The organism is Stenotrophomonas sp. GD04054, assembly GCF_029836955.1.
Taxonomy (GTDB): domain Bacteria; phylum Pseudomonadota; class Gammaproteobacteria; order Xanthomonadales; family Xanthomonadaceae; genus Stenotrophomonas; species Stenotrophomonas maltophilia_A.
The window spans coordinates 36,100-58,917 of sequence record NZ_JAOECR010000014.1 but is presented as its reverse complement, the minus strand read 5'-3'; the positions used below and the strand labels follow the sequence as shown (position 1 = coordinate 58,917).

At 62.6% G+C, this 22,818-nt stretch carries 22 protein-coding genes and 2 pseudogenes; 6 read left to right on the top strand and 18 right to left on the bottom strand.

Annotated features, from left to right (window positions below):
• Positions 1-243 precede the first annotated feature (243 nt).
• The 16 genes and pseudogenes from N7573_RS09035 to N7573_RS08960 form a co-directional block, all read right to left on the bottom strand.
• The gene (locus N7573_RS09035; protein ID WP_182267872.1) at positions 244-759 is read right to left on the bottom strand and encodes a DUF4189 domain-containing protein; all 516 of its coding nucleotides are present in this window, start codon (positions 757-759) and stop codon (positions 244-246) included.
• A 164-nt stretch (positions 760-923) separates the two neighbouring features.
• Positions 924-1,339, bottom strand: a pseudogene (locus N7573_RS09030) (hypothetical protein); the annotation flags it as partial.
• Between the two features lie 500 nt (positions 1,340-1,839).
• Positions 1,840-2,319, bottom strand: a complete 480-nt coding sequence (locus N7573_RS09025; protein ID WP_232528379.1) for a DUF4189 domain-containing protein — start codon at positions 2,317-2,319, stop codon at positions 1,840-1,842.
• Between the two features lie 77 nt (positions 2,320-2,396).
• Positions 2,397-3,548 carry a type IV secretion system protein gene (locus N7573_RS09020; RefSeq protein WP_279912159.1) on the bottom strand — a complete coding sequence of 384 codons (1,152 nt, stop codon included), beginning with the start codon at positions 3,546-3,548 and terminating at the stop codon, positions 2,397-2,399.
• A gap of 79 nt (positions 3,549-3,627) precedes the next feature.
• Positions 3,628-4,425 carry a hypothetical protein gene (locus N7573_RS09015; RefSeq protein WP_049398226.1) on the bottom strand — a complete coding sequence of 266 codons (798 nt, stop codon included), beginning with the start codon at positions 4,423-4,425 and terminating at the stop codon, positions 3,628-3,630.
• A gap of 59 nt (positions 4,426-4,484) precedes the next feature.
• Complete coding sequence (locus N7573_RS09010) at positions 4,485-6,923, bottom strand: VirB4 family type IV secretion/conjugal transfer ATPase (RefSeq protein ID WP_279912160.1); 2,439 nt, start codon at positions 6,921-6,923, stop codon at positions 4,485-4,487.
• Between the two features lie 81 nt (positions 6,924-7,004).
• Entirely contained in the window at positions 7,005-7,313 is a 309-nt protein-coding gene (locus N7573_RS09005; RefSeq protein WP_006374695.1) for a VirB3 family type IV secretion system protein, read from the bottom strand.
• Positions 7,306-7,716 (bottom strand): TrbC/VirB2 family protein, encoded by a 411-nt coding sequence (locus N7573_RS09000; protein ID WP_006374697.1) that lies wholly within the window; start codon positions 7,714-7,716, stop codon positions 7,306-7,308. The genes N7573_RS09005 and N7573_RS09000 overlap by 8 nt, the downstream gene beginning before the upstream one ends.
• Positions 7,717-8,296: 580 nt before the next feature.
• A pseudogene (locus N7573_RS22305) lies at positions 8,297-8,761 on the bottom strand (lytic transglycosylase domain-containing protein); the annotation flags it as partial.
• 15 nt (positions 8,762-8,776) lie between these two features.
• The gene (gene virB11 / locus N7573_RS08990; RefSeq protein WP_032129526.1) at positions 8,777-9,820 is read right to left on the bottom strand and encodes a P-type DNA transfer ATPase VirB11; all 1,044 of its coding nucleotides are present in this window, start codon (positions 9,818-9,820) and stop codon (positions 8,777-8,779) included.
• Between the two features lie 14 nt (positions 9,821-9,834).
• Complete coding sequence (locus N7573_RS08985) at positions 9,835-11,100, bottom strand: TrbI/VirB10 family protein (protein ID WP_032129527.1); 1,266 nt, start codon at positions 11,098-11,100, stop codon at positions 9,835-9,837.
• Entirely contained in the window at positions 11,097-11,876 is a 780-nt protein-coding gene (locus N7573_RS08980; protein ID WP_006374751.1) for a TrbG/VirB9 family P-type conjugative transfer protein, read from the bottom strand. Before N7573_RS08980 ends, N7573_RS08985 begins: the two co-directional genes overlap by 4 nt.
• Positions 11,873-12,973, bottom strand: coding sequence for a type IV secretion system protein (locus N7573_RS08975; protein ID WP_279912161.1), 1,101 nt, complete (start codon positions 12,971-12,973; stop codon positions 11,873-11,875). The genes N7573_RS08980 and N7573_RS08975 overlap by 4 nt, the downstream gene beginning before the upstream one ends.
• Positions 12,974-13,062: 89 nt before the next feature.
• Positions 13,063-13,509, bottom strand: a complete 447-nt coding sequence (locus tag N7573_RS08970; protein ID WP_279912179.1) for a hypothetical protein — start codon at positions 13,507-13,509, stop codon at positions 13,063-13,065.
• A 427-nt stretch (positions 13,510-13,936) separates the two neighbouring features.
• Positions 13,937-15,616: a type IV secretory system conjugative DNA transfer family protein gene (locus tag N7573_RS08965; protein WP_279912162.1), complete on the bottom strand. Its 1,680-nt coding sequence runs from the start codon at positions 15,614-15,616 to the stop codon at positions 13,937-13,939.
• A 36-nt stretch (positions 15,617-15,652) separates the two neighbouring features.
• On the bottom strand, positions 15,653-15,910 hold the full coding sequence (locus tag N7573_RS08960; protein WP_006374755.1) for a hypothetical protein: 258 nt from the start codon (positions 15,908-15,910) through the stop codon (positions 15,653-15,655).
• Positions 15,911-16,145: 235 nt separating this feature from the next.
• On the opposite strand from N7573_RS08960, the gene N7573_RS08955 reads away from it, so the two are divergent.
• The gene (locus N7573_RS08955; RefSeq protein WP_279912163.1) at positions 16,146-17,357 is read left to right on the top strand and encodes an MFS transporter; all 1,212 of its coding nucleotides are present in this window, start codon (positions 16,146-16,148) and stop codon (positions 17,355-17,357) included.
• A 16-nt stretch (positions 17,358-17,373) separates the two neighbouring features.
• Here N7573_RS08955 and N7573_RS08950 read toward each other — a convergent pair whose 3' ends face one another.
• Complete coding sequence (locus N7573_RS08950) at positions 17,374-17,853, bottom strand: MerR family transcriptional regulator (protein ID WP_132810395.1); 480 nt, start codon at positions 17,851-17,853, stop codon at positions 17,374-17,376.
• Positions 17,854-17,942: 89 nt separating this feature from the next.
• Between N7573_RS08950 and N7573_RS08945 the strand changes: the two genes are divergently transcribed.
• The 4 genes from N7573_RS08945 (at position 17,943) to N7573_RS08930 (ending at position 20,495) form a co-directional block, all read left to right on the top strand.
• Positions 17,943-19,181, top strand: a complete 1,239-nt coding sequence (locus tag N7573_RS08945; protein ID WP_279912164.1) for an NADH:flavin oxidoreductase/NADH oxidase family protein — start codon at positions 17,943-17,945, stop codon at positions 19,179-19,181.
• A 93-nt stretch (positions 19,182-19,274) separates the two neighbouring features.
• Complete coding sequence (locus tag N7573_RS08940) at positions 19,275-19,751, top strand: hypothetical protein (protein WP_049398236.1); 477 nt, start codon at positions 19,275-19,277, stop codon at positions 19,749-19,751.
• Positions 19,752-19,854: 103 nt separating this feature from the next.
• Positions 19,855-20,124, top strand: coding sequence for a hypothetical protein (locus N7573_RS08935; RefSeq protein WP_032128601.1), 270 nt, complete (start codon positions 19,855-19,857; stop codon positions 20,122-20,124).
• A gap of 125 nt (positions 20,125-20,249) precedes the next feature.
• The gene (locus tag N7573_RS08930; RefSeq protein WP_049398237.1) at positions 20,250-20,495 is read left to right on the top strand and encodes a hypothetical protein; all 246 of its coding nucleotides are present in this window, start codon (positions 20,250-20,252) and stop codon (positions 20,493-20,495) included.
• A gap of 45 nt (positions 20,496-20,540) precedes the next feature.
• Here N7573_RS08930 and N7573_RS08925 read toward each other — a convergent pair whose 3' ends face one another.
• Positions 20,541-22,070 (bottom strand): FAD-dependent monooxygenase, encoded by a 1,530-nt coding sequence (locus N7573_RS08925; protein ID WP_279912165.1) that lies wholly within the window; start codon positions 22,068-22,070, stop codon positions 20,541-20,543.
• Positions 22,071-22,152: 82 nt separating this feature from the next.
• Between N7573_RS08925 and N7573_RS08920 the strand changes: the two genes are divergently transcribed.
• Complete coding sequence (locus tag N7573_RS08920; protein WP_279912166.1) at positions 22,153-22,797, top strand: TetR/AcrR family transcriptional regulator; 645 nt, start codon at positions 22,153-22,155, stop codon at positions 22,795-22,797.
• Positions 22,798-22,818: the final 21 nt, after the last annotated feature.

The window sequence follows — 22,818 nt, the reverse complement described above, 5'->3', positions numbered from 1 at the left end:
AACGGGACTTGGCTTGTTCACCAGCGCCTTTGTTCAGAACGAATCCGACGCCAAAATTACCATGTCCCAGACGAGGGAAACCCCATACAACTGCACTCAGGTGATTAGTGAAGACACCTAACCCTACCAACTAGATCAGCTGCTCCAGCTCGCCGACAAATGAGATGGCCTGCTTTTCGGCAGGCCATCTCCATCATGCAAAGGCCGATTCAAGAATCTCACCTGTGATTCGACTGACATAGCTCAGAAAGATTCAAATATTGGCTCAGCACAATCCGTGTACAACACCTTGCATTGCCCTCCACCGTTCTTCGCACAGTAGGAGAGAACCCGACTGGTCGCCTCCTCTCTTGAGCCGGCGACTGAAATAGAAACTATTCCCTTACTGCTCGGCTCAGGGTCAGCATATGCGACGCACTGGTTCTTGTACGTTGTATCGATCTTGCAGTCTTTCGCTCCATGTGTCGCGCACCGAGCAAGCGCTTCTGAGACAGCCTCTCGCTTGGAACGCCTTCCAACGGAAGCCCCCATATCGCCCGTGCTTGCCGCCCCCGCAATAGCCCCCCAAGTCTTGATCCAACGCCCAGTAGCAATGGGGCCGCTCTGGACGCCACCGGTACCAGAGCCCGGAATAGGTGCGCATCCACCTACGCCCTGACCACCAATGGGGTACTGCCCTGGCGGACAACGCCCTTCCGCTCTCGCCTCACCCGTCACAAACAAACATAGGAGCAAGCCGACAAGAATGAGAGGAAACATGTATTTCACACTTCTACTCCGTACGCATGGGGCTATTGATTGCCGGGATGTGCAGCTCTGAGACCGGTTTCGGCAACCCTGGAGGATTCCGACGACGGAAGGGTTGAACGTGCGGTCGCATGTCGATCATGCGCACCACTGTCCTGGCCGGACTGCCCCTTCTCCGGAGCGGCCGGCGTGTAGTAACTACCCGGCGGCTGCCCACTCGGGCCCGGCGCCTGCGCAACCGGGCTGCCACCTATCTGCGAATATGCCATGAAGCTACCCAAGGTGCCCTGGAAGAACATGGCCCGGGTCTTGTCTTCCTGCAATCCAGGGTCATCAGAATCTTGATGCCATCAATGCTGGACAGCGCCACCTGCATCCAAGCCAGACTCTTGTCGATCTGCTCTTCCGGCTTCTGATCCTTGCCAGTGACAACGTGGGTGATCAGGCCCTTCACGTCCTCGGTCAGGAACTCATGAAGATCGCGCCCGAACATGCCCATGCTGGTGGCAACGGCCACAATCAACGCTGCGCGCGCCATGTTGGTTACCAGGACCATCATCGAGTCGCGGCTGCGGCCGGTGATTATCCGGTAGTCTTGCGACCCTTTTCCACAGCGCAGCAAACGGGCATCCCCCCCCTAAGAAAGATGCGCCTTTCGCATCGCATTCTGGATGCCGTCGTTCTCGATCAAACTTCTCGGCGTGCAGCTTCTTCAGCCGCAGGCTCTCACCCCAGACTCTCGAGTCGCTTGGCGTCAAGTGCTTTCATGCCACCAAACTTCCTCACCGCAGGTCGGAACGACGCCTTTTCACGTCTAATCCCCTTGCCATTGAGGATTGGTCTCCAAGCCGCCTCGCACTCAATCCCGGGGCGATGCGAGATCCAGCATCTGATCCGCTGTCACTCATCCTTCCGCCACCACGCACCCGAGTTACGGAAGCCGATTCGCCTCTACACCAAACGCCCGAGTCAGCGCGCAACTACCGGGCACCTCACCATTTCGACCTGCCTGACATTAAATCTTCCAGATTCTTTCCATAAAGGACTGTGCCAGGACGCCAGTCGGACGACCACAGACTCGCGATAGGATTTTTAGAATTCCTCGAAGATCGGCTCAGAGCAAGCGGAATAGACGGCAGCACAATCGCTCCCTCCTTTCGAGGCACAGAGGCGGGAGGCAAACTCTGTGGCACCCTCGATCGTTGCACCGGTACCAAACTGCGTGGTTCCACCTGTGCCCGAGCTGGCGACAACGGCGGCCACGCATTGATTCTTATATGTAATTGTAACCTTACATCCCACTCCGCCGGATTCAGCACACTTCCTCTGCGCTTCCTCAGCGGCCTCCGTCTTCCGTACCCGCCCTGTTGAGGAGCCAGAGGCGCCCGACGGCGCCAATGATATTGCGCCCCAAGTCTTGATCCATTTACCCGTCGCTCTGGGCCCACTGGTAGCTGCACCTTCGCCTCCAGGAATCGGGGCGCAACCACCGACTCCCTTCCCTCCGATCGGGTACTGCCCAGGAGGACATCGCCCCTCAGCCTGAGCCTCAAGGGCCGATGTGGCGAACATGAACACCAACGGCGCTAGCAAATGGATCATTCTCATCAGGCAACTCTCCTTACACAGACAACGCGCATCTCCGCGAGCTAAATAGGTGCCTTGGCAAATCGGCCTGTATCCGACGGCGTATCGGCAACATGTGGAGATCCAGTTGATCTACCCATCTGCCCCACTCCGCTTGCTCCATGCCCGGTGCTCCCCTTCTCTGGAGCCGGAGGCGTGTAGTAACTACCCGGCGGCTGCCCACTCGGGCCCGGCGCCTGCGCAACCGCGCTGCCACCTATCTGCGAATATGCCATGAAGCTACCCAAGGTGCCCTGGAAGAACATGGCCGCCATTGGGGGCGCAGTCAGAATCAGGGTCGTCAGGATCAGTCCCATGCCGCCCTGCTGCATCGCCTGACTGGTCATGCCGTCGCTGGACGCGCCCATCAACGGGAACTTGTTCACCAGCGCCGTCACCCAGAACGACGCAGACACGCGAATCACCATGTCCAGCGCAATCGAGACCATGGCTGCCAATACCGCCATGGAGAACATGGTTCCAATGCCGTAGAACAGCCATCGCTGGAACAACTGCTTGGTCTGGTCGAACAGAAGGCAAAGAATGAACAAGGGCCCGAATCCGATGAACAACGCCATTGCTACTTCGTAGAGCAGAAGCATTGAACCCGCAGTTACCGCTGGACCACCGGTGCCGAGGCCGATGAACCACATGGCCCGGGTCTTGTCTTCCTGCAATCCAGGGTCATTCAGAATCTTGATGCCATCAATGCTGGACAGCGCCACCTGCATCCAAGCCAGACTCTTGTCGATCTGCTCTTCCGGCTTCTGATCCTTGCCAGTGACAACGTGGGTGATCAGGCCCTTCACGTCCTCGGTCAGGAACTCATGAAGATCGCGCCCGAACATGCCCATGCTGGTGGCAACGGCCACAATCAACGCTGCGCGCGCCATGTTGGTTACCAGGACCATCATCGAATCGCGGCTGCGGCCTGTAACGATTCGATAGCCCTGGATCAGCACCCACAAGGTCATGAGGGTCAGCGCGATGCCGCCCACCCACGCCATCATGTTGTCCATCAGGTCGAAGCCGAACTTGCCGATCCTGTCCCGCAGGTAGTCCAGGATCAGCTTGAAGAACACGAAATCGCCAATCGACTGGACACGCGCGACGTGCCCCATCAGATCCTGGAATCCGCCCGAAAAATCAAAGTTGGCAATCGACCTGATCGTCATACCCACATTCCCTTGGTAATACTGCAATCACATGAGGGGCGACGCAGACGCGCGCCCCCTTGGTGCTCCATTCCATGCATCAGTCGATGGACAGCGCTGCCTTCAGCGCCGCCGTCTTGACCAGATCACTGGCAATGGTCTTCATCGGGTCGCCCTTCAGCGCTGCCTGTGCGACGACCTTCTGATTGGCTTCCATCACCTCGATGTAGGCATCGTAGGCCTTCTGCTGTGCCTCGAAGGACTTTGCCTTGGCTGCCATGTCGTTCGCGGTGCGCAACGTGTCGTTCTGCGTTGCGTTGACGTTGCCGAGCAGATTGCTGACATTTCGCTGCTTCTCGATTGCATCGAGGCTATCGAAGAACGACGGCATCGTCTTGAGCATGAAGTCCACCGCATCGTTGTACTTGCGGTTCTGCATCATCCGGATGTTCACGCAGATCTGTTGCTGCTGATCCTTCCAATCGCCCTTGAAATTGAAAACGACCCGGGTCGCGAGAGTCTTCAGGTCGGTGCCGATTCCGCAGGTCTCGGCAACCAGATAATTGGGTGGCACCGGCGTCAGCGGGGCGGAATCCGGCAACCCGAAGGAATTCACGATGCCCTGGATCTGGACCATCGTCTCCTGGTACTCCTTGATCGTCTGCGCCCAGTCCCGTGCCCACTGGGTGTTCTCCTTGACGAACTGGTACTTCTCCTGGAAACGGGCCTGGTACGTATTGATCTGATTGAGGATGTGCTGCCACAGCGCAGGACCCGTTTCCTGCACCGGGCCGATGGCGCCCGCATTGGTCGCTGAGAGGGCCAAGGCAACGCCGAGCACCTTGGCCATCGGCTTGAGTACCTTGCGGGCGCTGGCCCGACGCTTGACGTTGTTCATGGGAAAACTCCTGTTGTTCTGATTGACGTCCACTTGCCTGTCTCCTGCTCGCACGGCCATCAGGCCGCGTCGGACCGGGGTTCCTTTCCCGACCCCTTCCGGTTCTTGTAGAAATCTTCCAGCCACTGCTCCGGGCTGAGCTCGTCTACAGTGACGCGATTGCGGACCGCGGCCGTCTGCAGGACCCGATGCATGACATCGATGTTGTCGGTCGAAGCCGAGATCACCGACAGGATGTCGTCCATGCCGCGCAGGTTGAGCTGGCACACGCTGGAGGCATGGCCCTGCTTGACCAGGAAGCAGCGCGAGCGCTCGTCCAGTGCAGTCACCACCCTGAACTCGGCCTCGGTCAGCTTCAGGCCGTCCATGTAGTCGCTCTTGCTGGCATTCGGGTTCGGCAGCAGGATCAGGGTAGCGGTCTGCTCGATCAGGGCGGCGGAGATATCGCTCTTCAGCGCATCTTCCGGGCTCTGCGTAGCGAAGATGCCGAGACCGTTCTGCTTACGGATGGTCTTCTGCTTGTTCTTCGCGAACTCCTTCAGGCCACCTTCGCCGTCCAGGATCTTCCAGAATTCGTCCATCACATAGATCAGCGGACGACCGTCGATCAGCGACTCCAGGCGGTGCAGCAGGTAATTGATCACCGGCACGCGCACTTCAGGATTGTCGATGATGTCGGTGTAGTCGAAGCCGATGATGTTGGCCTTGCTCAGGTCAACGGTATCGATCGGATTATCGAACACCCAGCCCAGCGAGTTGCCCGATGTCCAACGGCGCATGCGCGCGTAGAGGCCATCGTCGCCCATATTGGGCAGGCTCTTCTGGAAGTTGGTCATGCTGCGCAGGTGCATCGGCGTATCGAGCATGCTTTCCACCGCGCGGTAGATGTCCTCTTCCTCACGGGCGCTGTATTCGCGCTTGCCGGCCAGCACCTTGATCAGGTCGGCCAGGAACTGCACGTTGGCTTCGCTGTTCTCGCACTGGAACGGGTTGAAGCCGGTCGGCGCGCCGTTCTCCAGGGCCAGATAGTTTCCTCCGCAGGCACGCACGAAGATCTCAGCACCGCGGTCCTTGTCGAAGAAGAAGATGGTCGGCGACGGCTCGTACTTCTGCACCTGGCTGAGCAGGAAGTTGATCAGCGCGGTTTTACCGGTACCGGACTTGCCGATCACCATGGTATTGGCGATCGCCTTCTCACCCAGCGAATTCTCCGAGGGATGGGTCGCATGGAAATTGAAGTAGTACGGCTGGCCATTGGTGGTCTGCAGCGTGGTGACGCAGTCGCCCCACGGGTTGTTGTGCTGCTTACCGGTGGCGAAGTTGTGCAGCGGCGACAGGCCCAGGAAGTTCAGCGAGCTGACGTTGGCCAGTCGAGTGCGGTAGCGCCAGTTGCCCGGCAGCTGCGAATAGAAGGACGAGGTAACGGCCAGGTCTTCCTTGGTCGATACGAAACCGGCATTGGAAAGCTCGGCGCGGGTCGAGGCGACGTTCTGCGAAAGCTTGGCCTGAGTGTCGCCGTAGACAGCCATGATGAAGTGATACTCACCCAGCACGAAGTTGCCCGACGACAGCTGATCCATGGCCTGGTCGAGCTCGACGATCTGGCTGACCGCCTTGTCGCCGGAGGAGATCATCATGCCTTTGGTACGGTCGAGCACCTTCAGCGCGTCCTGGCGCCCCATCGGGCTGAACGAATGGGTGATGACGTATTCGTAGTCGAGGTACTTCAGGCCGTTGAGGATGCCCGGGTAAGTCCCCTCGGCATACTCCTTGATGTTCAGAATGGCGCCGTAGTGATTGGCACCGTTGGGAGTATTGATCGCAAAATCGCCGGTCTTGGCCGAGAACATGTGGCGACTGACCGGCAGGTAATCCTTGATCGGTGCCGACAGCACCGGCACCGGCTCGTCGATGCGATTGATCAGGTAACCGAACAGCTCCAGCGTTTCCGAGAACACCACGCCATTCTTGGCTTCGTACATACCCAGGCGATACGGCGCGTAGTCGCGGATCACGGCCTCGACGTTGCCGGCCAGTTCCATCAACTTCTCTACCGCCTGCTCCTGCTCGGCGCGCAGCTTCTCCACGTTCGCCGACTTTTCGACGAAGCGTTTGCCCGCCACCACCGGGCGATAGATCATGGTCAGGTACAGCTCGTTCTGCATGATGCGCTGCGAGGACAGCATGCCCATGTACTGGTCGGAAACGTCCTGGTTGAAGCGCTGCCTGTAGTTGCTCTTGCCCTTCAACGTGCGACGGCGACGGATGTCGTGCACCCAGAAAGCGACGTTGACAAAGTCAGGCGCGCGCAACGTCTGCAGCAGACGGTTGAACGTGTTGTGGCGATGCTCGAGCTCCCACTCCTCTCGGCCGACAAACGGCAGCCCTTCCAGATGCCAGGTCAGCAGGTAGTCGCCGCCCGTGGTCTTGACCACGTTCGGGGCGACATGCGACGACAACGGGATGAACTCACTGATGGAGGTATCAGGGCTGAACATACGACTGCTTCCAAAGAGGTACTGCCAAGAAGTTTCAAGAGACCTGGCGGGCGCGGATGCCCGCCAGGCCGGATCCGGACCTCAATCCATTCGGGCCGGCTTGTTGCGGTAATGGTTGGGGTTGAGCACCCACATGCCATCGTGCTCCTGCACGTTGCGCACCTTCAGCTTGAACATCAGGCGCAGGCCCAGCAGGCGGAAGATCATTTCGTCACGCTTGGCCATGTGCCGCATGATGAAGACCGCCACCGGAATGGTGAGCAGGAACCAGAAGTTCGTGTACATGCTGAGCAGCAACAGCCCGCCTGCCACCATGAAGAATGGCAGGTAGGGAACGCCCAGGAACATCGCTGGACGCGTGCAGCCGCGGAACACGACGTTCTTATGCACTGTAGTACTGGATCACGTGGTTGATCAGGTAGGAGGTGCTGGTGCCACCACCGCACTTGCCGTCGCTGCCATCACCCAGCAGCATGCGCGCGATCTGGCCTGCGGCGCCGATCAGCACGCCACCGATCAGGATCGGGGCGACGTCAGCGATGCGCTTGTGCGCGAAGGCGATCTGGTAACCAGCGAAGATCACCGCGATGGTGACCACGGCGATCGAGGCGATGTTCAGCAGGCCGTTGATGTTGTTGAAGAAGCTGCAGACCTTCTTGTCGGTGCCGCCGAAGTCGGTGGCGCCGTTGGCGAAGACTTGCGGGGCAAACAGTGCGCCGACGAACAGAGTGGCCATCAGCAAGGTCTTCAGCGTGCGCTGGGCCTGGACGAGGTCGAGATTGGATCGCTTCATGGATTGATTTCCTTGTTGATGGACTAACACAACTGAATCGACCAGCCGGGGGACTGGCCGTACCACGACTTCGTCAGAACACGAAGGCCGCATCCCCTGCGGGAATCTGCTGCACCGGTGCGGACTGTGCCGGTGCGTTATATGAACTGCCATTGCCGGCCACTGGCTGATTGCGCTCATTCCAGGGCCGCAACATCACAGGGCCCTCGTTGCTGCCACCTGCAGCACCTGGCAACTGCTGCGGCATGGCCATCGCCTGCGCCGGACCCTGCTGAGGCAGCTGCTGCGGCATGCCACCGGCCTGTTGCTGCGGATAGGCGGCCCCTTGGGTGGGCTGCGCCTGCGGCTGCATCATCCGATCCACCGAGCCCAGTACCACTTTGGAAAGCGCCTGGTCGGCGATGTTCAGCAGGCTGCCCCGCGCCATTGCACCGGTGGACGGATACACGACATACGCACGTGCCGGGTCTTCCGACGGCACGTACACCGGGCCACTCGCCTGCGCAACGATGCGCGCCTGCGCCGGCGAAGCGAGCTGCGGGTGATGCTCGACCTTCACGCTGCGGCGTTCGCCGCGACTCACCACGTCGATCGGTGCAACACCATTGCTGGCAAGCTGCTGCCCACGGCGCATCGAGTCATAGACCTTCTGCACATAGCCATGGCGGAAGCCAGTCTCGAAATTGCCCGAGTAGTAGCAACTGAATGACTTGCCCCAGTCACCACCGGAGCGCTTGTAGCACTCGGCGAGGATCCGAGAACCCGCTTGCAGGTTCGGGCATTGCTGGAAAGCCTTCTCGTAGGAATCCAGACCGTACTTGCCGAGGTTATAGCGGTTGACCTGGGCCAGCCCGATGGAGAAGTTGTAGCCTTTCTCTTCCAGCATCCGAACCGTCGCCAGTGCCTCGTCCAGCGCCTTGGGCTGGCGCACCAGAGCGCCACCGACTACGCCGATGGCATAAGGGTTGCGTGACGATTCAACGTTGATGACGTGCTGCATCACGTCCATCGACACCGCCATCTCCGGGCACGCCATCATCTCCAGTCCTGGCAGCATCCTTCAGCCCTCCTGCCCCTGGGCACGCCCAGGATTGAAATCGATACCGGTGATGTAGCGCGAACCGGCGTGCGCCTTGATATGCACGACGATGTCGATGGTCATCATCAACAGTCGCTTGATCACGTTGAACTCCAGGCCCGAACCTTCGGTGGAGGCCTTCACCATGAGGGCCAACTGGTCCCAGGTCTGCTCCGGACTGCCTGCATGGCAGCTGGTGATCGAACCCGGGTGGCCCGATGCGCAGTTGCGGATGAAGTAGAACGCCTCGTCACCGCGCAGCTCGGCCAGGATGATGCGCTCGGGCTTCATGCGCAGGCAGGCTTCCATGCAGCTCTTGGCACTGACATTGCTGGTGCTCTGCCCACCCTTGGAGTACAGCAGGTGCACCACATTGGGTTGGGTCAGAAACAGCTCGCGCGCGTCCTCGATCGTGACCAGGCGTTCGTTGTCCGGAATATGATTGACCAGCGCTTTCATGAAGGTGGTCTTGCCGCTACCGGTCGCACCGGATACCACGATGTTCTTGCGGTACATCACCGCACGCCGGAAGAACTCGGCGTACTCGCGCTGCTGACGCAGCTCCAGCAGCTCGCGATCCTGCTCGCTGATGCTGCCATCGCTTTCCAGGATCTGGTTGAAGAACCCATCTTCGTGATACTGGCTGAGCGACTTGGTGTGCTTGGACGGCAGACGGATGGTGATCGACACCTTGCCTGCATCGCACGCCGGCGGAATCACGAACTGGGCACGCTGGCCGGTGGGAAACGTGAGCGAGACCACCGGATCGGCATCAGTGATGCGCTGGCCGGTGTTGCTCTCGTTCACCACCGCCGTGCAGAACTGCCGGGCCCGCTCGAAGGTCAGGCTCGGCACATCTACCCGCTGCCACCCCGCCCGGGTTTCCAGGTACAGCTCACCGGGACGGTTGATGCAGATTTCCGTCACTTCCGGGGAAGTCATGTACTCGGCGATGCCCAGCACTTCGTACTGATAGCGCAGGAAATCGCTGGAGACGAGGGCAAGGGGTGACACTTCAGCGTCCATGATCGTTCGTTGGGTTACCGGCGAGGATGCAGCACGCTCGTGAAGTCGACGTCCTTGGCGACGTACACATTCACGATGGTGCCTTGGTTGATGGTCACGGTCGGCGGGCGACGTTGGCTGAGCGACTCGTTGGCCAGGCGTTCCATGGTGCGCGCGGTGGCGCTCTCATAGGGCGACTGGATGGTCATGCCGTTGTTGGCCACCGTGGTGGTCTCCGGGCCATGTTCGGCGGCGGCATACTTGAACGCATCAGCCAGCAAGCTGATCATCAGCGCCGAGGCGATACGACTACCCCAGTGCGCGCTGTACTGGCCCGGATGACCGGCGCCACCCAGCTGATCCACGCCCGGGCTGGACATTGCCACGTCAATACCGTTCGGCGTGGTGATGCGGTCCCAGATCACTTCCACCCGCTTGCCGGTAGGACCACCGCCATAGGCGCCATAGATCTTGGAGCCCTTCGGCAGCAGCAGATTGCGGCCGTTGATCGAGTACACCGGCTCTGTCACCAGGCACGAGGTGTAGCCCGCGATATCAGTGATGATGCGGGTTTCCAGTACACAGCGCAGATAGGTTCCTCGCACCAGCAGCGCATCGGGGCTGCGGATGTAGCTGGCATTGGACACGTCATCCACGTCGGGGCCACGACGCACGCGCGCTGGCGCTGCATTCTGCTGCCCGTTCATCTGCTGCAGCATTGCCCGCGTGTATTCGTCCATGCCCGCCTGCTGCGAGCGCTCCTCATCCTGTGAACTGCCATTGCCAACGAAACCGTCGGCACTGGCACCCATCCGACGCTCGGCAAGCGTCGGACCACGAGGGCCCGCGGAGCGATCTTCCAACGTCACTGGCGGCTCAGGGCGACTCGGCCCCAATGGAGGCGGCGGCAACATCGGAATCGGATCAACGGGCTGCATTGCCTGCGCCGGACCCGGATCGGTCTGGACAGCATCCGGCAGTGTTGGCGTGCTCGCGCGCGCAACATCCGGCACCTTCGGCGCATCGTCCTTGTCTTGGCCCTTGCGGAACAGCAGGAAGCCCATGGCAACAAGCAGCACCACGATACCGCCCAGGAACAGCAGCGCCTTGCGGTTCAATCGCTGCTCTTCAGCCGAGCGCAGCTGCGGCGCGGCCGCGTCCAGATCCGGTGCAGGCTCAGCCTGGGTCGTGCCGAAGTACGGATTCGTCTGCGCCTCCGGAGCAGCCTGTGCACCGTACGGACTCTGGCTCTCGTCGCGTCCGTTGTTCGGGTCGTTTCCGGGAGTGTTCTGCTGGCTCATTTCTTCACGTTCCTTCGCAGGCCGACGACGAAGTCGCCGTGGCGGATGACCAGGTACGGGTAGGTCCCGTGCACGATCAGCGTATTGCCTTCAACCGTGGTGTTGACCACGAAGTCTTCACCGTATTCCGTTTCACGACCGAACACGGCCGGGAAGATACCGGTCTTGTACTCCGGCGAATTCGGTAGTTTCAGGTAGGTGAAACGGCTGTCGTCGTAGGCGTTGACCGGGATCAGCCAACCCATCTTCTTCGCCTTGCTGGTCGAATAGGAGTAGTTGAAGTTGTACTGGCGGTCCTTGGCCAGTTCAGAGCTCAACAGCGGCTGCGCCTCCTCTTCCACCGCTTCCTGCGCGACGCCGAACACGGTGTCGTTCGGGTAGGTGAAGGCGATCTTGTACTGCACGCCAGCACGACGGGCCTGTTCCAGCTGGCGCCAGTCAGTGGCCACCACCTTGAGCTCGAAGATGTAGGAATGGGTCTCGGTGCGCACCATCATGTTGGTGTCGACGTCGACGTTCTTCGGCTTGAGATAGAACACGTTCTCGCGACGGGTCAGTTCCCAGCCGCTGCTGAAGCCGGTGCTGTAGTCGAGGATCTTCTCGTTCGGGCTCAACTCGATCTGGGTGGTCAGGCCCAGGCCGGTGCGAACCGGATAGATGCGGTCCTTCTCGTACTCGTAATGGTCCACCGCCTGCGCCATCGCCGCTGCTGAAAACAACAGCGACAACATCGACAGCAGCGCCAGTGCGCTTCCCCTGATATTTCGACTACTCATCGGTTGCTTGCTCCATCAGCAGTTCCGGTGGAATTGTTCTGCGCCGGCCTCATGGCCGGCTGTCCGGGCATGGCCTGCCCCGGCATTGCTTGCCCCTGCACCGGCTGACCCGGCATGGGCTGCCCCTGTACGGGCTGACCCGGCATCGGCTGGCCCGGCATCGGCTGGCCCGGCATCGGCTGGCCCGGCATCGGCTGGCCCGGCGTCGGGCCATTGGCCGGGACGGCGACCGGCTGGCCGGTGGCCGGATCGATCATCGTGGCCGCGGCCGGGTTGTTGGGATCGTAGACACCCTGGGCCTGCTGCGCGGCCTGTGCAGCCTGCTGCGCCTGCGCCTGCATGGCGCCGTCATCCGGCACCGGGACGCCACGGGAATAGTCGTTGTCGACGCGATACTCGGTGACCTGGAAGGCCAGCGGATTGAGGATGCGATCCTGCTCGGACAGCGCCAGGTTCTGGTTGTAGCCGAAGCGCATCGTCACCAGCTGGTTGTCCAGGTAGGTGGCAACGCCAGTGCGCTTGTCCAGCAGGCTGCGCTGGATGCGCACCGAAGCGCCGCGGAAGCTGCCGTTCGCTTCGGCGCCCAGCGGCGTGATGCTGAGGATCTTGACCCGGATGGCACGCTCGCGGCCATACATCACGAACGGGTTCTGCGGGTTGTTGCCGGCATAGCGCACGCGCATGGACTGCGCCACCGGATCGGTGGACATCACGAACACCAGTTCCCAATCGCGCAGGCCCATCACCGCCGAGTCGTACGACTCGCGCGCCAGTACGTACTGGGCCACATTGCTGCGATTGATCGCTTCGTTGCTGGTAATCGTCTCGCCCTGGAAGGTCCCGCTCAGGCGTGCGACCGTCGCGGTACCCGTGTACGCATCGGCCATCACCAGGAACGGCACCTTCTCCTTCAGCGGCAGCATGTAGTAGTAGCCGCCCGCCAGTGCGAGCGACATCAGCAACGAGCCCGTGGCGACCCACCAGGCACGGCGCTCGCTGCGACGCGCCATGTCGGCCACGGTGATCTCGTAGCTGACCGCCTTGGCGACCGACTGCTCGACCTTGGGACTGTTGCCGGGATCCTTCTTGCGGAACATGGATTCTTCCGTACTGCTGAAACATCAATGGGCATGGAGCCCCTGCGACAGGCGCGGGGAGCGGCACGTTCGATGGTTTCGAGGTGGACTCAGGTGCCGCTGTTGGAATCAGCGCTCTGCGCCGACGCGGTGGGCGTCGAGCCAGCGCTCTGCACAACGATCTGGTTGCCAACAATGGAGACGGAGATGCCTTGCGCCGAATACGCCGAAGTCAGATCGATCACGGCCTGCTGTGCATTGGTGGTGTCGATCTTCGAGACCGCGCCATACAGCGTGAAGTCCGAGCTGAGGCGGTAGTCCAGTGTTCGTCCGGAATCCTTGGCCCAGCGCTCGAGCATGGCTTTGAGCGTGCCATCCATCGGCGAGGCCTGGTAGACGTAGCTGGAGTACAGCGGGATCTCGGTTGTGGCCGCGGCGAAGCGGTTGACCGGCTTCCAGCGGCCGCCGAAATCGGGGGCCGGCTTGGTGGCACACCCTGCCACCATCAGCGCCGCAACTGCGGCGATGGAGATTTTCGCGATAAACGCCTGATTCATACGGGCTTCACTTTGACGTACGAAAAAGCAGTCCCGAGCGTTGGTTCCCTGGCCGTCCGGCGCTGCATGGCGCACGCCGGAATCGGGGAGACGCGCTGGCATGCAGCACACCTGCCCCGGCTCCCCTGCAGCCCGAAAGCTGCCAACCAGGTCGCGGGGCCGCCAGACGTTGCCGACGACACACCCGCACACCCTCACCAACGTCGAAACCATCCTTGTTTCCATGGCACAAACTCCTGGCCACCCTGCGTTACAACTTTTGCCATCCAGCACACACTTCTGGATGACGCACACAGAGTTACACAACCACGCGTCAATTCCATGTCAGACAAGTCTGAAAATCTATGAACAGATGCCGAATTTTTGACTCAGCTCACGGTTTCACGTCGGTGAATATGAATCCACGTCACAAATTTAGCGACGTGAATTAGACGTTAAGCATCGGAACGTCGACCTTCGGCAGCAGCCGCGATGTGAAATAGCGATCCTTGTAATAGCGGATCTTGTCGCACTTCACCGGATGCGGTATGCCCTCGTAGAGGAATACTTCCTTGTCCGGCCCCATCGCCTTCAGCTCCTGCGGCAGCATCAGTGCGCGCCGCTCTTCAGTGAAGCTGTGGGTCTTCTCGCGGGCATGGGTGACGTTCTTCTTGCGGATGGTGGTGTAACCCAGCATGTCCGAGTAGTCGTTGGCGTCCTGCTGCTCACGCGGCGCGTACAGGATCTGCAGTGCGTGGTTGGTGATGATCGTGCGTGACACTTCCCGGCCGTAGGTGGCATCAAGCTGGGACATGCTCTGGATGATCGGCAGCAGGCGGATGTTGTAACCGGCCATGTAGGACACCGCCGAGGCGATGATCTCGACCTTGCCGATCGAGGTGAATTCGTCCATCAACAGCAGGCACTGGTACTTCAGGTCCGGGTTGGACTTGGGCAGTTCCTTGGTGTTGAGGTTGATCAACTGGCTGAAGAACAGGTTGATGATCAGCCGGCTCTCGGCCAGCTTGTTCGGCTGGATGCCGATGTAGATGGTCATCTTCTTCTTGCGGACATCGGTCAGCAGGAAGTCGTTGCTGCTGGTGGCCTTGTCCAGCACCGGATTGATCCAGGGATTGAGCGGCTCCTTGAAGGTGCCCAGGATCGAGGCGAAGGTCTCATCGGCCTGGGACAGCATGTTGGCGAATGCCGAACGTGCGTTGCCACTGAGGAACGACCGCTCCGACAAGGCCTTGAGGTACTTCTTCAGATCGGTGCCGTCGCCCGATGACAACCGGTAGACAGCGCCCAGCGTCGGCGTGCCCGAGCCGCCCGGGAATCCGCTGCTGCGCTCGTCATCCCAGTTCTCGAACAGATACAGGGTGAAGGCCATGAACGCATTGCGCGCCTGGCTGACCCAGAATTTCTGGTCCTCGGCCCCGTCCGGATACAACATTGCGGCGATGCTCATCAGGTCCGAGACACGGAACGCCGGGTCATCGGACACATAGCTGAGCGGGTTCCAGCGGTGCGTGCGCCGATCTTCAGCGAAGGGATTGAACAGGTAGATCTCCTGCCCTTGGCTGGCACGCCAGCCACTGGTCAGGTCGAAGTTCTCCTGCTTGATGTCCAGCACCACCAGCGATTCGCCGTACTCCAGCAGGTTCGGGATGACGACGCCCACGCCCTTGCCTGAACGGGTGGGCGCTGCAAGGATCACGAACTGCTGGCCGTCCAGCCGCACCAGCTTGCCGCCATGGCTGCCAACCACGATGCTCTGGCCGGTCTTCTTGAACATGCCGTGCTTGGACAGGTCGCCGCCGGTGGCAAAGCGCGCGTCGCCGTGCAACGAGCGCTTGTCCTTCTTCAGCAGCAGCACCAGGCCGGTCACCAGCAGGACCAACAGCGGCAGGCCGAAGCCGAGATAGCCGGCCCACTTGATCTTGCCCACGAACGGCGCGACCTGCGGCTGGCCAATGGCGTGGTAATACTGGTAGTACGTGTTCCAGGTGAACAGCTTGGTGTCCAGCCCCAGCAACAACAGGGTCAGGTAACCGGAAAACACGAAACCAAGCAGCAGGGTCGCCAGCGTGATGATGGCGATGAGCAGATACTTCTTACTGGGCAACACCCGGATCCTCCATGATGCGCACAAGGGCGCGACGGCCTAGCGGCGGCGCCAGCGCGACGCCTTCTTCCGCAGGTGGTTTTCGTTCTCCAGCCCGGGCTCTTCGCCCTCTTCACGCACCAGTGCCTGCAGGCGTTGGCGCGCTTCGGCCAGCGACATCAGGTCGGTCAGACGATCCCCATCGTCGGCGACGACCGCATGGCCGACCACATCGCCCGGAGCGTACACCGGCGCGTAGGACACCGCTACCAGCTGATAGCGGCCGCGCGTCTCCAGCACATGCCTGAATTCCTGCATCGACATCCTCCTTGTTCCAGCACTCCGCAGCCCCTGTGTTTCGCATCATGCCGACGTCCATGTCGTCATTACATGCAGGACGCCGACAACAATGCGCCGAACCTGCTTTCGTACCGAGCCCGTGCCCGGCTTGCCGCAACCCCACGGATCAAACGCTGATTTACCCTCAGCATGGCTGCTGCTGTTGCGGTGCAGCAGTACAATGCACGGCTCCCCGCCCCCATCGCGCCCCCGCATGAGCCCCAACTCTTCCCTGGCTGCGCGGCTGACGCCCCGTCAGCGCACCCTGATCATCCTTGCCCTGTCCCTGGGCGGCTTCGCCATCGGTACCAGCGAGTTCGCCAGCATGGGCCTGATGCTGGAGATCAGCCGTGGCCTGTCGATCTCCGAAACCCAGGTCGGCCAACTGATCAGCGCCTATGCCATCGGCGTGGTCGTCGGTGCGCCGATCCTGGCCTTCGTCGGCGCCAGCTTCCCGCGCCGCAAGCTGCTGCTGGCACTGATGGGCTTCTATGCTGTCGGCAACCTGGCCAGCGCACTGGCACCGAACTACGGCACGATGCTGATCGCGCGTTTTGTCGCCGGCCTGCCGCATGGCGCCTACTTCGGGGTGGCGATGCTGGTGGCGGCGGCAATCAGCCCGGCCGGCCAGCGCGGCCAGGCGATGTCGCGCGTACTGCTGGGCCTGTCGATCGCGATCCTGGTCGGCAATCCGCTGACCACCTGGCTGGGCCAGCAGCTGAGCTGGCGCACCGCCTTTGCCCTGGTCAGCGTGCTGGCCATCGCCACCGTGGCGATGATCGCGCGCTTCCTGCTGCCCGATCCGGACGAGGTGCGCACCTCGCCGATGCGCGAACTGCGTGCCTTCAACACCACCCAGGTGTGGCTGGCACTGGCGATCGGCGCGGTCGGTTTCGCCGGCATGTTCTGCGTGTTCACCTACCTGGCGCCGACCCTGGTGCAGGTCACCGGCGTGGCCGAATCGTGGATGCCGCTGGCCGTGGGCGTGTTCGGCATCGGCGCGATCATCGGCAACATCGCCGGTGGCTGGCTGGTGGACAAGTTCCACTTCAAGGCCGCCGCGGTGGTGCTGCTGTGGTCGATCGTGATGCTGCTGCTGTATCCGCTGACCGCACAATCGGTGTGGACCATCGGCCCGATGATCATCACCGTCGGCACCATGGGTGCGCTGGCTGCGGTGCTGCAGACGCGCCTGATGGACGTGGCCGGCGAAGCGCAGACCCTGGCTGCCGCCTCCAATCATGCCGCCTTCAATACCGCCAATGCGCTCGGCCCGTGGCTGGGTGGCATGGCGATCAGCGCCGGCTTCAGCCCGGCCAGCACTGGCTACGTCGGTGCAGCCACCGCGATCGGCGGCCTGCTGCTGTGGTGCGTGGCGGTGATGGTGGACAAGAAGCGCAAGATCACCGTCACAGGCAGCCACTGAACACCGCGCCGGGTCGTCAGCCGTTGCCCATGCGGCGGCGGCGATCCGGTCGCAGCATCGCCACGTCGCCGGCCGCCAGCGTCGGCCGCGCCAGCTCACCACGCTTCACGCGGTCCAGCACCCGCCGCGAGTTGGCCGCGCAATCAATGCCCTCCGGCCGCGCCTGGATGTCCTCGATAAGGGCCAGCAGGTGCGCACGGCTCTCTGCCAGCCGCAACTGCAGCGCTTCGATGTCGGCCACCTTCTGCTGCAGCATCGTGATCAGTGCCTCGTGCTGCCACTGGCCCATGTCCGGCGGCAACAGCGCGCGGATCTCTTCCAGGCTGAAACCGGCGCGCTGCGCACCGGTGATCAGTTCCAGCAGCAGCACCGCCTGCTCCGGATAATCGCGGTAGCCGTTGGCCTGGCGCTGGACCACCAACAACCCGGCCTCTTCGTAGAAGCGGATGCGCGACGCTGCCAGACCCGTGCGGCGGGCCAGCTCACCGATCTTCACCTGCCTGAATCCTCGACATGGAAGCCTGTTGACCTTCAATCAAACTTGAAGGTTAGCGTAGCCCCATTCCCCTGTCCTGGAGCTGTCCGATGTCGCTGTTCTCGCCCCTGGCACTGCCCTCCGGTGCCGTCATCCGCAACCGCATCGCCAAGGCGGCGATGGAGGAAAACATGGCCGACGCCGACCACGCTCCCTCCGAAGCGCTGCTGCAGTTGTACCAGCGCTGGGCCGACGGCGGCGCCGGACTGATCATCACCGGCAACGTGATGGTCGATGGGCGCGCCATGACTGGGCCCGGCGGCGTGGTACTGGAGGATGACCGCCACCTCGACCGCTTCACTGCCTGGGCGGACACTGCCCGCTCGCGGGGTGCGCAGATGTGGATGCAGATCAATCACCCGGGGCGGCAGATGCCGGCCGCACTCGGTCAACCCGCGCTCGCGCCGTCGGCCGTTGCATTGCAGATGGGCGCGCTGTCCAAGCAGTTCGCACCGCCGAAGGCGATGACCGAGGACGACATCGACTCGGTGATCGCGCGCTTCATCCGCAGTGCCGAACTGGCCGAGCGCGCCGGTTTCAGCGGGGTGGAGATCCATGCCGCGCACGGCTACCTGCTCAGCCAGTTCCTGTCGCCGTTGTCGAACCGGCGCGAAGACCACTGGGGTGGCAGCCTGGAAAACCGTGCGCGCCTGCTGCTGGAGATCGTGCAGGGTGTACGCGCGGCGGTGGCGCCCACGTTCGTGGTGGCGGTGAAGCTCAATTCCGCCGATTTCCAGCGCGGCGGTTTCTCGCCCGAGGATGCGCGCGCCGTGGTGGAGATGCTGCCCCCCCTCGGCGTGGATCTGGTCGAACTGTCCGGCGGCAGCTATGAAGCACCGGCCATGACCGGCGCCGCACGCGACGATCGCAGCGTGGCCCGCGAAGCGTACTTCCTCGAATTCGCACGCGAGATCGCCACGGTGGCAACGATGCCGTTGATGGTCACCGGCGGCATCCGCCGCCGCGAGGTGGCAGAACAGGTACTGGCCAGCGGCGTAGCCATGGTCGGCATCGCCACCGCACTGGCGATCGAGCCGGATCTGCCACAGCACTGGCAGCAGGGCCGCGACCCGGTGCCGACGCTGCGCAACATCAACTGGCGCAGCAAGCCGCTGGCGGCCAGCGCGCACATGGCGGCAGTGAAGTATCAGCTGGGCCGGTTGAGCCGGCGCCGCCCCACCGCACCCACGGTTTCACCGGCGTGGGCACTGCTGCTGGCACAGGCGGCCGCACAGTGTCGGACCCGCCGCTACCGGCGCTGGATCAGCGCCCGCGCCATCGCACATTGAGCCGCGTGGTCTTCTCATCGCCGCAGCGATGCTCCACCATCTGCAGGGCCGGCGGCAGTCCGCCGCCGGTCGCAGCATGGAGATGGAACCCACGTGGCAGCAGGATCAACCAGGAACCGCGAGAAGCTGCTCGATGACCTGCTCTCGCTGGGCCGCAACTGGGCACTTGCCATCGCCATCGCCGGTGCCGGGGCCGCTGTCCACTACAACGAATCGGTCTACGAGGCCGGGCTCTGGCGCGGCCTGTTGCCCACGCTCTGCTTCCTGGTTGCGATCATCTGGATCGTGCTCAGCATCATCCGTTTCGACCTGACCATCCAGCAGCACTTCGAGCGCAAGCTGTCGCGCTGGCTCAGCCGCCTGCTGTATGTCGTGCTGCTCGGCACCGGCATCACGGCCGTGTTCTTCGTCACCGAGCTGGCAGAGAACAACCATATTGCGCGGATGTGCGACTCGGTAGCCAACGAACCCGGCAGCCGCATCCACAGGTCGGCCGAATGCCAGCGTTTGTATCAGCACCGCGCTGCCTACCGGCAACGGCTGGAATCGGCCGAGGGTGAGTTCGACTGAGGCCTGCATCGGCCCTGCATCGCGTGCGCAAAAAACACATGGCGTGGATATGTGATCGGGCACAGTGGCTGCGCCTCCCTTGCAGCAAACGAACGCCGCCGACATGCGCCACCCGCCCGCCCCTGCCCGTCACGATGCCATCGCTCTGCAGGCTGGCGTGCTCGGCAGTGTGCTGGGCGTGACGCTGTTCAAGGCGATCGCACTGTCAGCGCTGGCGAGTGGCTCTTTGATGGTGATCGGGCTGTGGCTGCTGGCCTGCGCGCTGCTGGCTGCCTGGGCACTGGCCGCCTGCCTGGCCTGCCTTGCGCTCAGCCGGCGCGTATTCGTGCTGATGCTGGCGCTGAGCATGATGCTGATGATCTGCGTCGCCTGACAGCAGCAGGCGCCTGACTATCGCGCATCTGTTATAGAATAACAAGTGTGATTGGTCGGATTGTCTGCGCCCGGTGTCACGGATTTGAATTCCATGGCCAGCCCGGCACCACCCGAGACCCTCCCATGAACCTGCAGCCCCTGCTCCGCACCACCCTCGTCGCCATCACTCTGGCCTCGCTCAGCGCCTGTGCAACCTATGACGACAGCAACATGCATCAGGCCTGCCAGGAGTCGCCGCATCTGAAGGACCTGCCGCGCGAAGTGGCTGCCCGCGAGAGCCGCTGCAACAAGAGCATGGAAGTGTGGTCGAGCGAGCGCAAGGGCAGTGACAGGCCGATCGACCTGAGCGGCAAGAAGAAGGATCTGTAACCGCACCCGGCGCAGCCCACATCGGCTGCGCCTCCGCCCTGTACGTCAGTCAGCCTCCGGCAGTCCGAACCCGCGCTGCAACGCTTGGCGCAACCCTGCCTGATCACCTCCCGCATCGCAGGCCCACGCGACAATTCCATCGGGCCTCACCAGTACCGCCCCCAGGCCGAGCGCATCGTCCACCGCCGAGGCAATGCGGGGGAACGGCTGCCGCCAACGGTCGACGGGGTTGTACGAAGCGCCGTTCTCATCGAGCACAAGCAACACCCCCTGCCCCGTCCTCAGCACCTCTCCCATGCGGCGGCCATCGGCCAGCAGGAAGTCCGGCACGCTGCGACCGGCCAATGGATGGCCATCGCCCAGATCGAGCTGTTGCGACACGCCCCAGACCCGTTCGGCCAGATAGGTGGCGCCATCGCGGGTGCCGGCCAGATCGGCCATGACCGCCGCCAACGCGCGCGAACCGGCTCCAGGACGCATCAGCGCAACCTGCGCGCGCGACCAGTCCAGTACGTTGGCGCCAATTGGATGCCGTTCCGCGTGATAGCTGTCCAGCAGCGCCACGTCAGCGTCACCGCGTATCACGCTGGCGAGTTTCCAGCCCAGGTTCATCGCATCGCCGATGCCCAGATTCAGGCCCTGCCCTCCCAACGGGGAATGCACGTGCGCAGCGTCGCCTGCCAGCAGCACGCGGCCGTTGCGATAGGCGCTGGCCTGGCGCGCACCATCGGTCCAGGTGCTGTGCAGATGCAGCGCGGTGATGGTCACGTCGCGGGCAGACACACGTCGCAGCAGCGATTGCGCTTCATCCAGCACGAGAGGTTTTCGATGCCCGGCACCGCCATCGAAATCGGCAAGCGCGAGCACACCGGGGGGATTGAAATTGCACATGCCCTGCGCGGTGTACTGACGGCCCGGGGTCAGCACGCCGGGATCTTCCAGATCGACCTGCAGCGAATGACCGGTGAATTCGGGATCCGTGCCGATGAAACTGAAACCGCATTGCTTGCGCACTGTGCTGCGGCCTCCATCGCAACCTACCAGCCAGCGACCACGTACCGCCCCGTCAGCGGTCTCGATCTCCACTTCGGTGGCACCGGCGCGCACCGCCTGTACCGCACGCCCGCGTTCGATGCGCACACCCAGCGTGGTCGCACGTTCGGCCAACACCGTTTCCAGGGCCTGCAGCTCCACCGCCATCTGGCTGCCCACCGGCGACGGCAGGCGCCAGGTCCAGCGCGTGCGGTCGACGTCGTCCAAGACAAACGGTATTCCGGCGAAGTGGCCGCCCAGCGCCCGCGGCTGCGCGAGCCAATGGGCGGTGCCGGGCGGCGGCGCCCCCTTCTCGGGCTTGAGCACCTGTGTCGCGGCGACCGCGTCCAACAGGCCGCGCCGATCCAATGCCTCCAGCGTAGGGGCGTTCAAGCCGCGGAGCCCGAATGGCAAGCGCTTCAACGGCGAACCGGCGGACCTGGCCTGTTCCAGCACCAGCACTGAACACCCGGCCTGGGCCAGTTCACAGGACAGGAACAGGCCCACCGGGCCAGCACCGGCAATGACGACGTCGTACAGCATGGGGAATCCTTGCGAGCGCCGGGTCGGCGCTCTGGCGGGTCAAATGTTACACTCGGTGTACGTTTCCACAAGTGAACCGCCCATGACCCCGCCTCCAGGTCGTCGCGAACAGCGCAAGGCCGAGACCCGACAAGCGATTTCGGACGTTGCCACCGAGCTGATCATCCGGCGTGGCTTCGAGGCCGTCTCCATGTCCGAAATCGCCGAAGCCGCGGGCGTCTCACGCAAGACGGTCTTCAACTACTTCGCCAGCAAGGAAGACCTGGTGTTCGATCGCGATGAGGAGGCGCGCATGCTGCTGCGCGAGGGCATGATGGCGCGCAGCGGCATGACCCCGCTGGCGGCCTTCCAGTCGCTGGTGCGCGAGTTGCTGGAGGCTGGCCATCCGCTGCTGCGCATCAATGCCGGCGCTGCCGCCTTCTGGGGCACCGTGGCGGAGAGCCCGGTACTGGTCGCGCACGCGCGACGGCTCCAGGCGCAGTTGACTGACGACCTGGCGCGATTGATGGCCGACGCTGCCGGCCGGCCAGAACATGACGCCGAAGCGCGATTGGGCGCGGCCATGCTGCTGGCGTCGATGGTGGCGGCCTATGAGAAGGGATTGGCAAGCCAACTGCAGGGCGAGGACCCGCGTGAGGCCATGCTGCAGCTGATCGTGCGCGGCGCCACCGGGGTACTGGTGGCCTTGGCGGGCACCCCGTATACGGACTCCGGCGCGCGTCCATAGCGCATTCGGGGGATAGGTCAC

Coding starts and splice junctions, on each gene's coding strand:
- N7573_RS08925 (WP_279912165.1), bottom strand. CDS start 22,070: ATGCTGTACGACGTCGTCATTGCCGGTGCTGGCCCGGTGGGCCTGTTC.
- N7573_RS09025 (WP_232528379.1), bottom strand. CDS start 2,319: ATGTTCGCCACATCGGCCCTTGAGGCTCAGGCTGAGGGGCGATGTCCT.
- N7573_RS09015 (WP_049398226.1), bottom strand. CDS start 4,425: ATGAACAACGTCAAGCGTCGGGCCAGCGCCCGCAAGGTACTCAAGCCG.
- N7573_RS08945 (WP_279912164.1), top strand. CDS start 17,943: ATGTCGCTGTTCTCGCCCCTGGCACTGCCCTCCGGTGCCGTCATCCGC.
- N7573_RS08955 (WP_279912163.1), top strand. CDS start 16,146: ATGAGCCCCAACTCTTCCCTGGCTGCGCGGCTGACGCCCCGTCAGCGC.
- N7573_RS08935 (WP_032128601.1), top strand. CDS start 19,855: ATGCGCCACCCGCCCGCCCCTGCCCGTCACGATGCCATCGCTCTGCAG.
- N7573_RS08975 (WP_279912161.1), bottom strand. CDS start 12,973: ATGTTCCGCAAGAAGGATCCCGGCAACAGTCCCAAGGTCGAGCAGTCG.
- N7573_RS08960 (WP_006374755.1), bottom strand. CDS start 15,910: ATGCAGGAATTCAGGCATGTGCTGGAGACGCGCGGCCGCTATCAGCTG.
- N7573_RS08980 (WP_006374751.1), bottom strand. CDS start 11,876: ATGAGTAGTCGAAATATCAGGGGAAGCGCACTGGCGCTGCTGTCGATG.
- N7573_RS09000 (WP_006374697.1), bottom strand. CDS start 7,716: ATGAAGCGATCCAATCTCGACCTCGTCCAGGCCCAGCGCACGCTGAAG.
- N7573_RS08920 (WP_279912166.1), top strand. CDS start 22,153: ATGACCCCGCCTCCAGGTCGTCGCGAACAGCGCAAGGCCGAGACCCGA.
- virB11 (WP_032129526.1), bottom strand. CDS start 9,820: ATGGACGCTGAAGTGTCACCCCTTGCCCTCGTCTCCAGCGATTTCCTG.
- N7573_RS08970 (WP_279912179.1), bottom strand. CDS start 13,509: ATGAATCAGGCGTTTATCGCGAAAATCTCCATCGCCGCAGTTGCGGCG.
- N7573_RS09010 (WP_279912160.1), bottom strand. CDS start 6,923: ATGTTCAGCCCTGATACCTCCATCAGTGAGTTCATCCCGTTGTCGTCG.
- N7573_RS08985 (WP_032129527.1), bottom strand. CDS start 11,100: ATGAGCCAGCAGAACACTCCCGGAAACGACCCGAACAACGGACGCGAC.
- N7573_RS09020 (WP_279912159.1), bottom strand. CDS start 3,548: ATGACGATCAGGTCGATTGCCAACTTTGATTTTTCGGGCGGATTCCAG.
- N7573_RS09035 (WP_182267872.1), bottom strand. CDS start 759: ATGTTTCCTCTCATTCTTGTCGGCTTGCTCCTATGTTTGTTTGTGACG.
- N7573_RS08930 (WP_049398237.1), top strand. CDS start 20,250: ATGAACCTGCAGCCCCTGCTCCGCACCACCCTCGTCGCCATCACTCTG.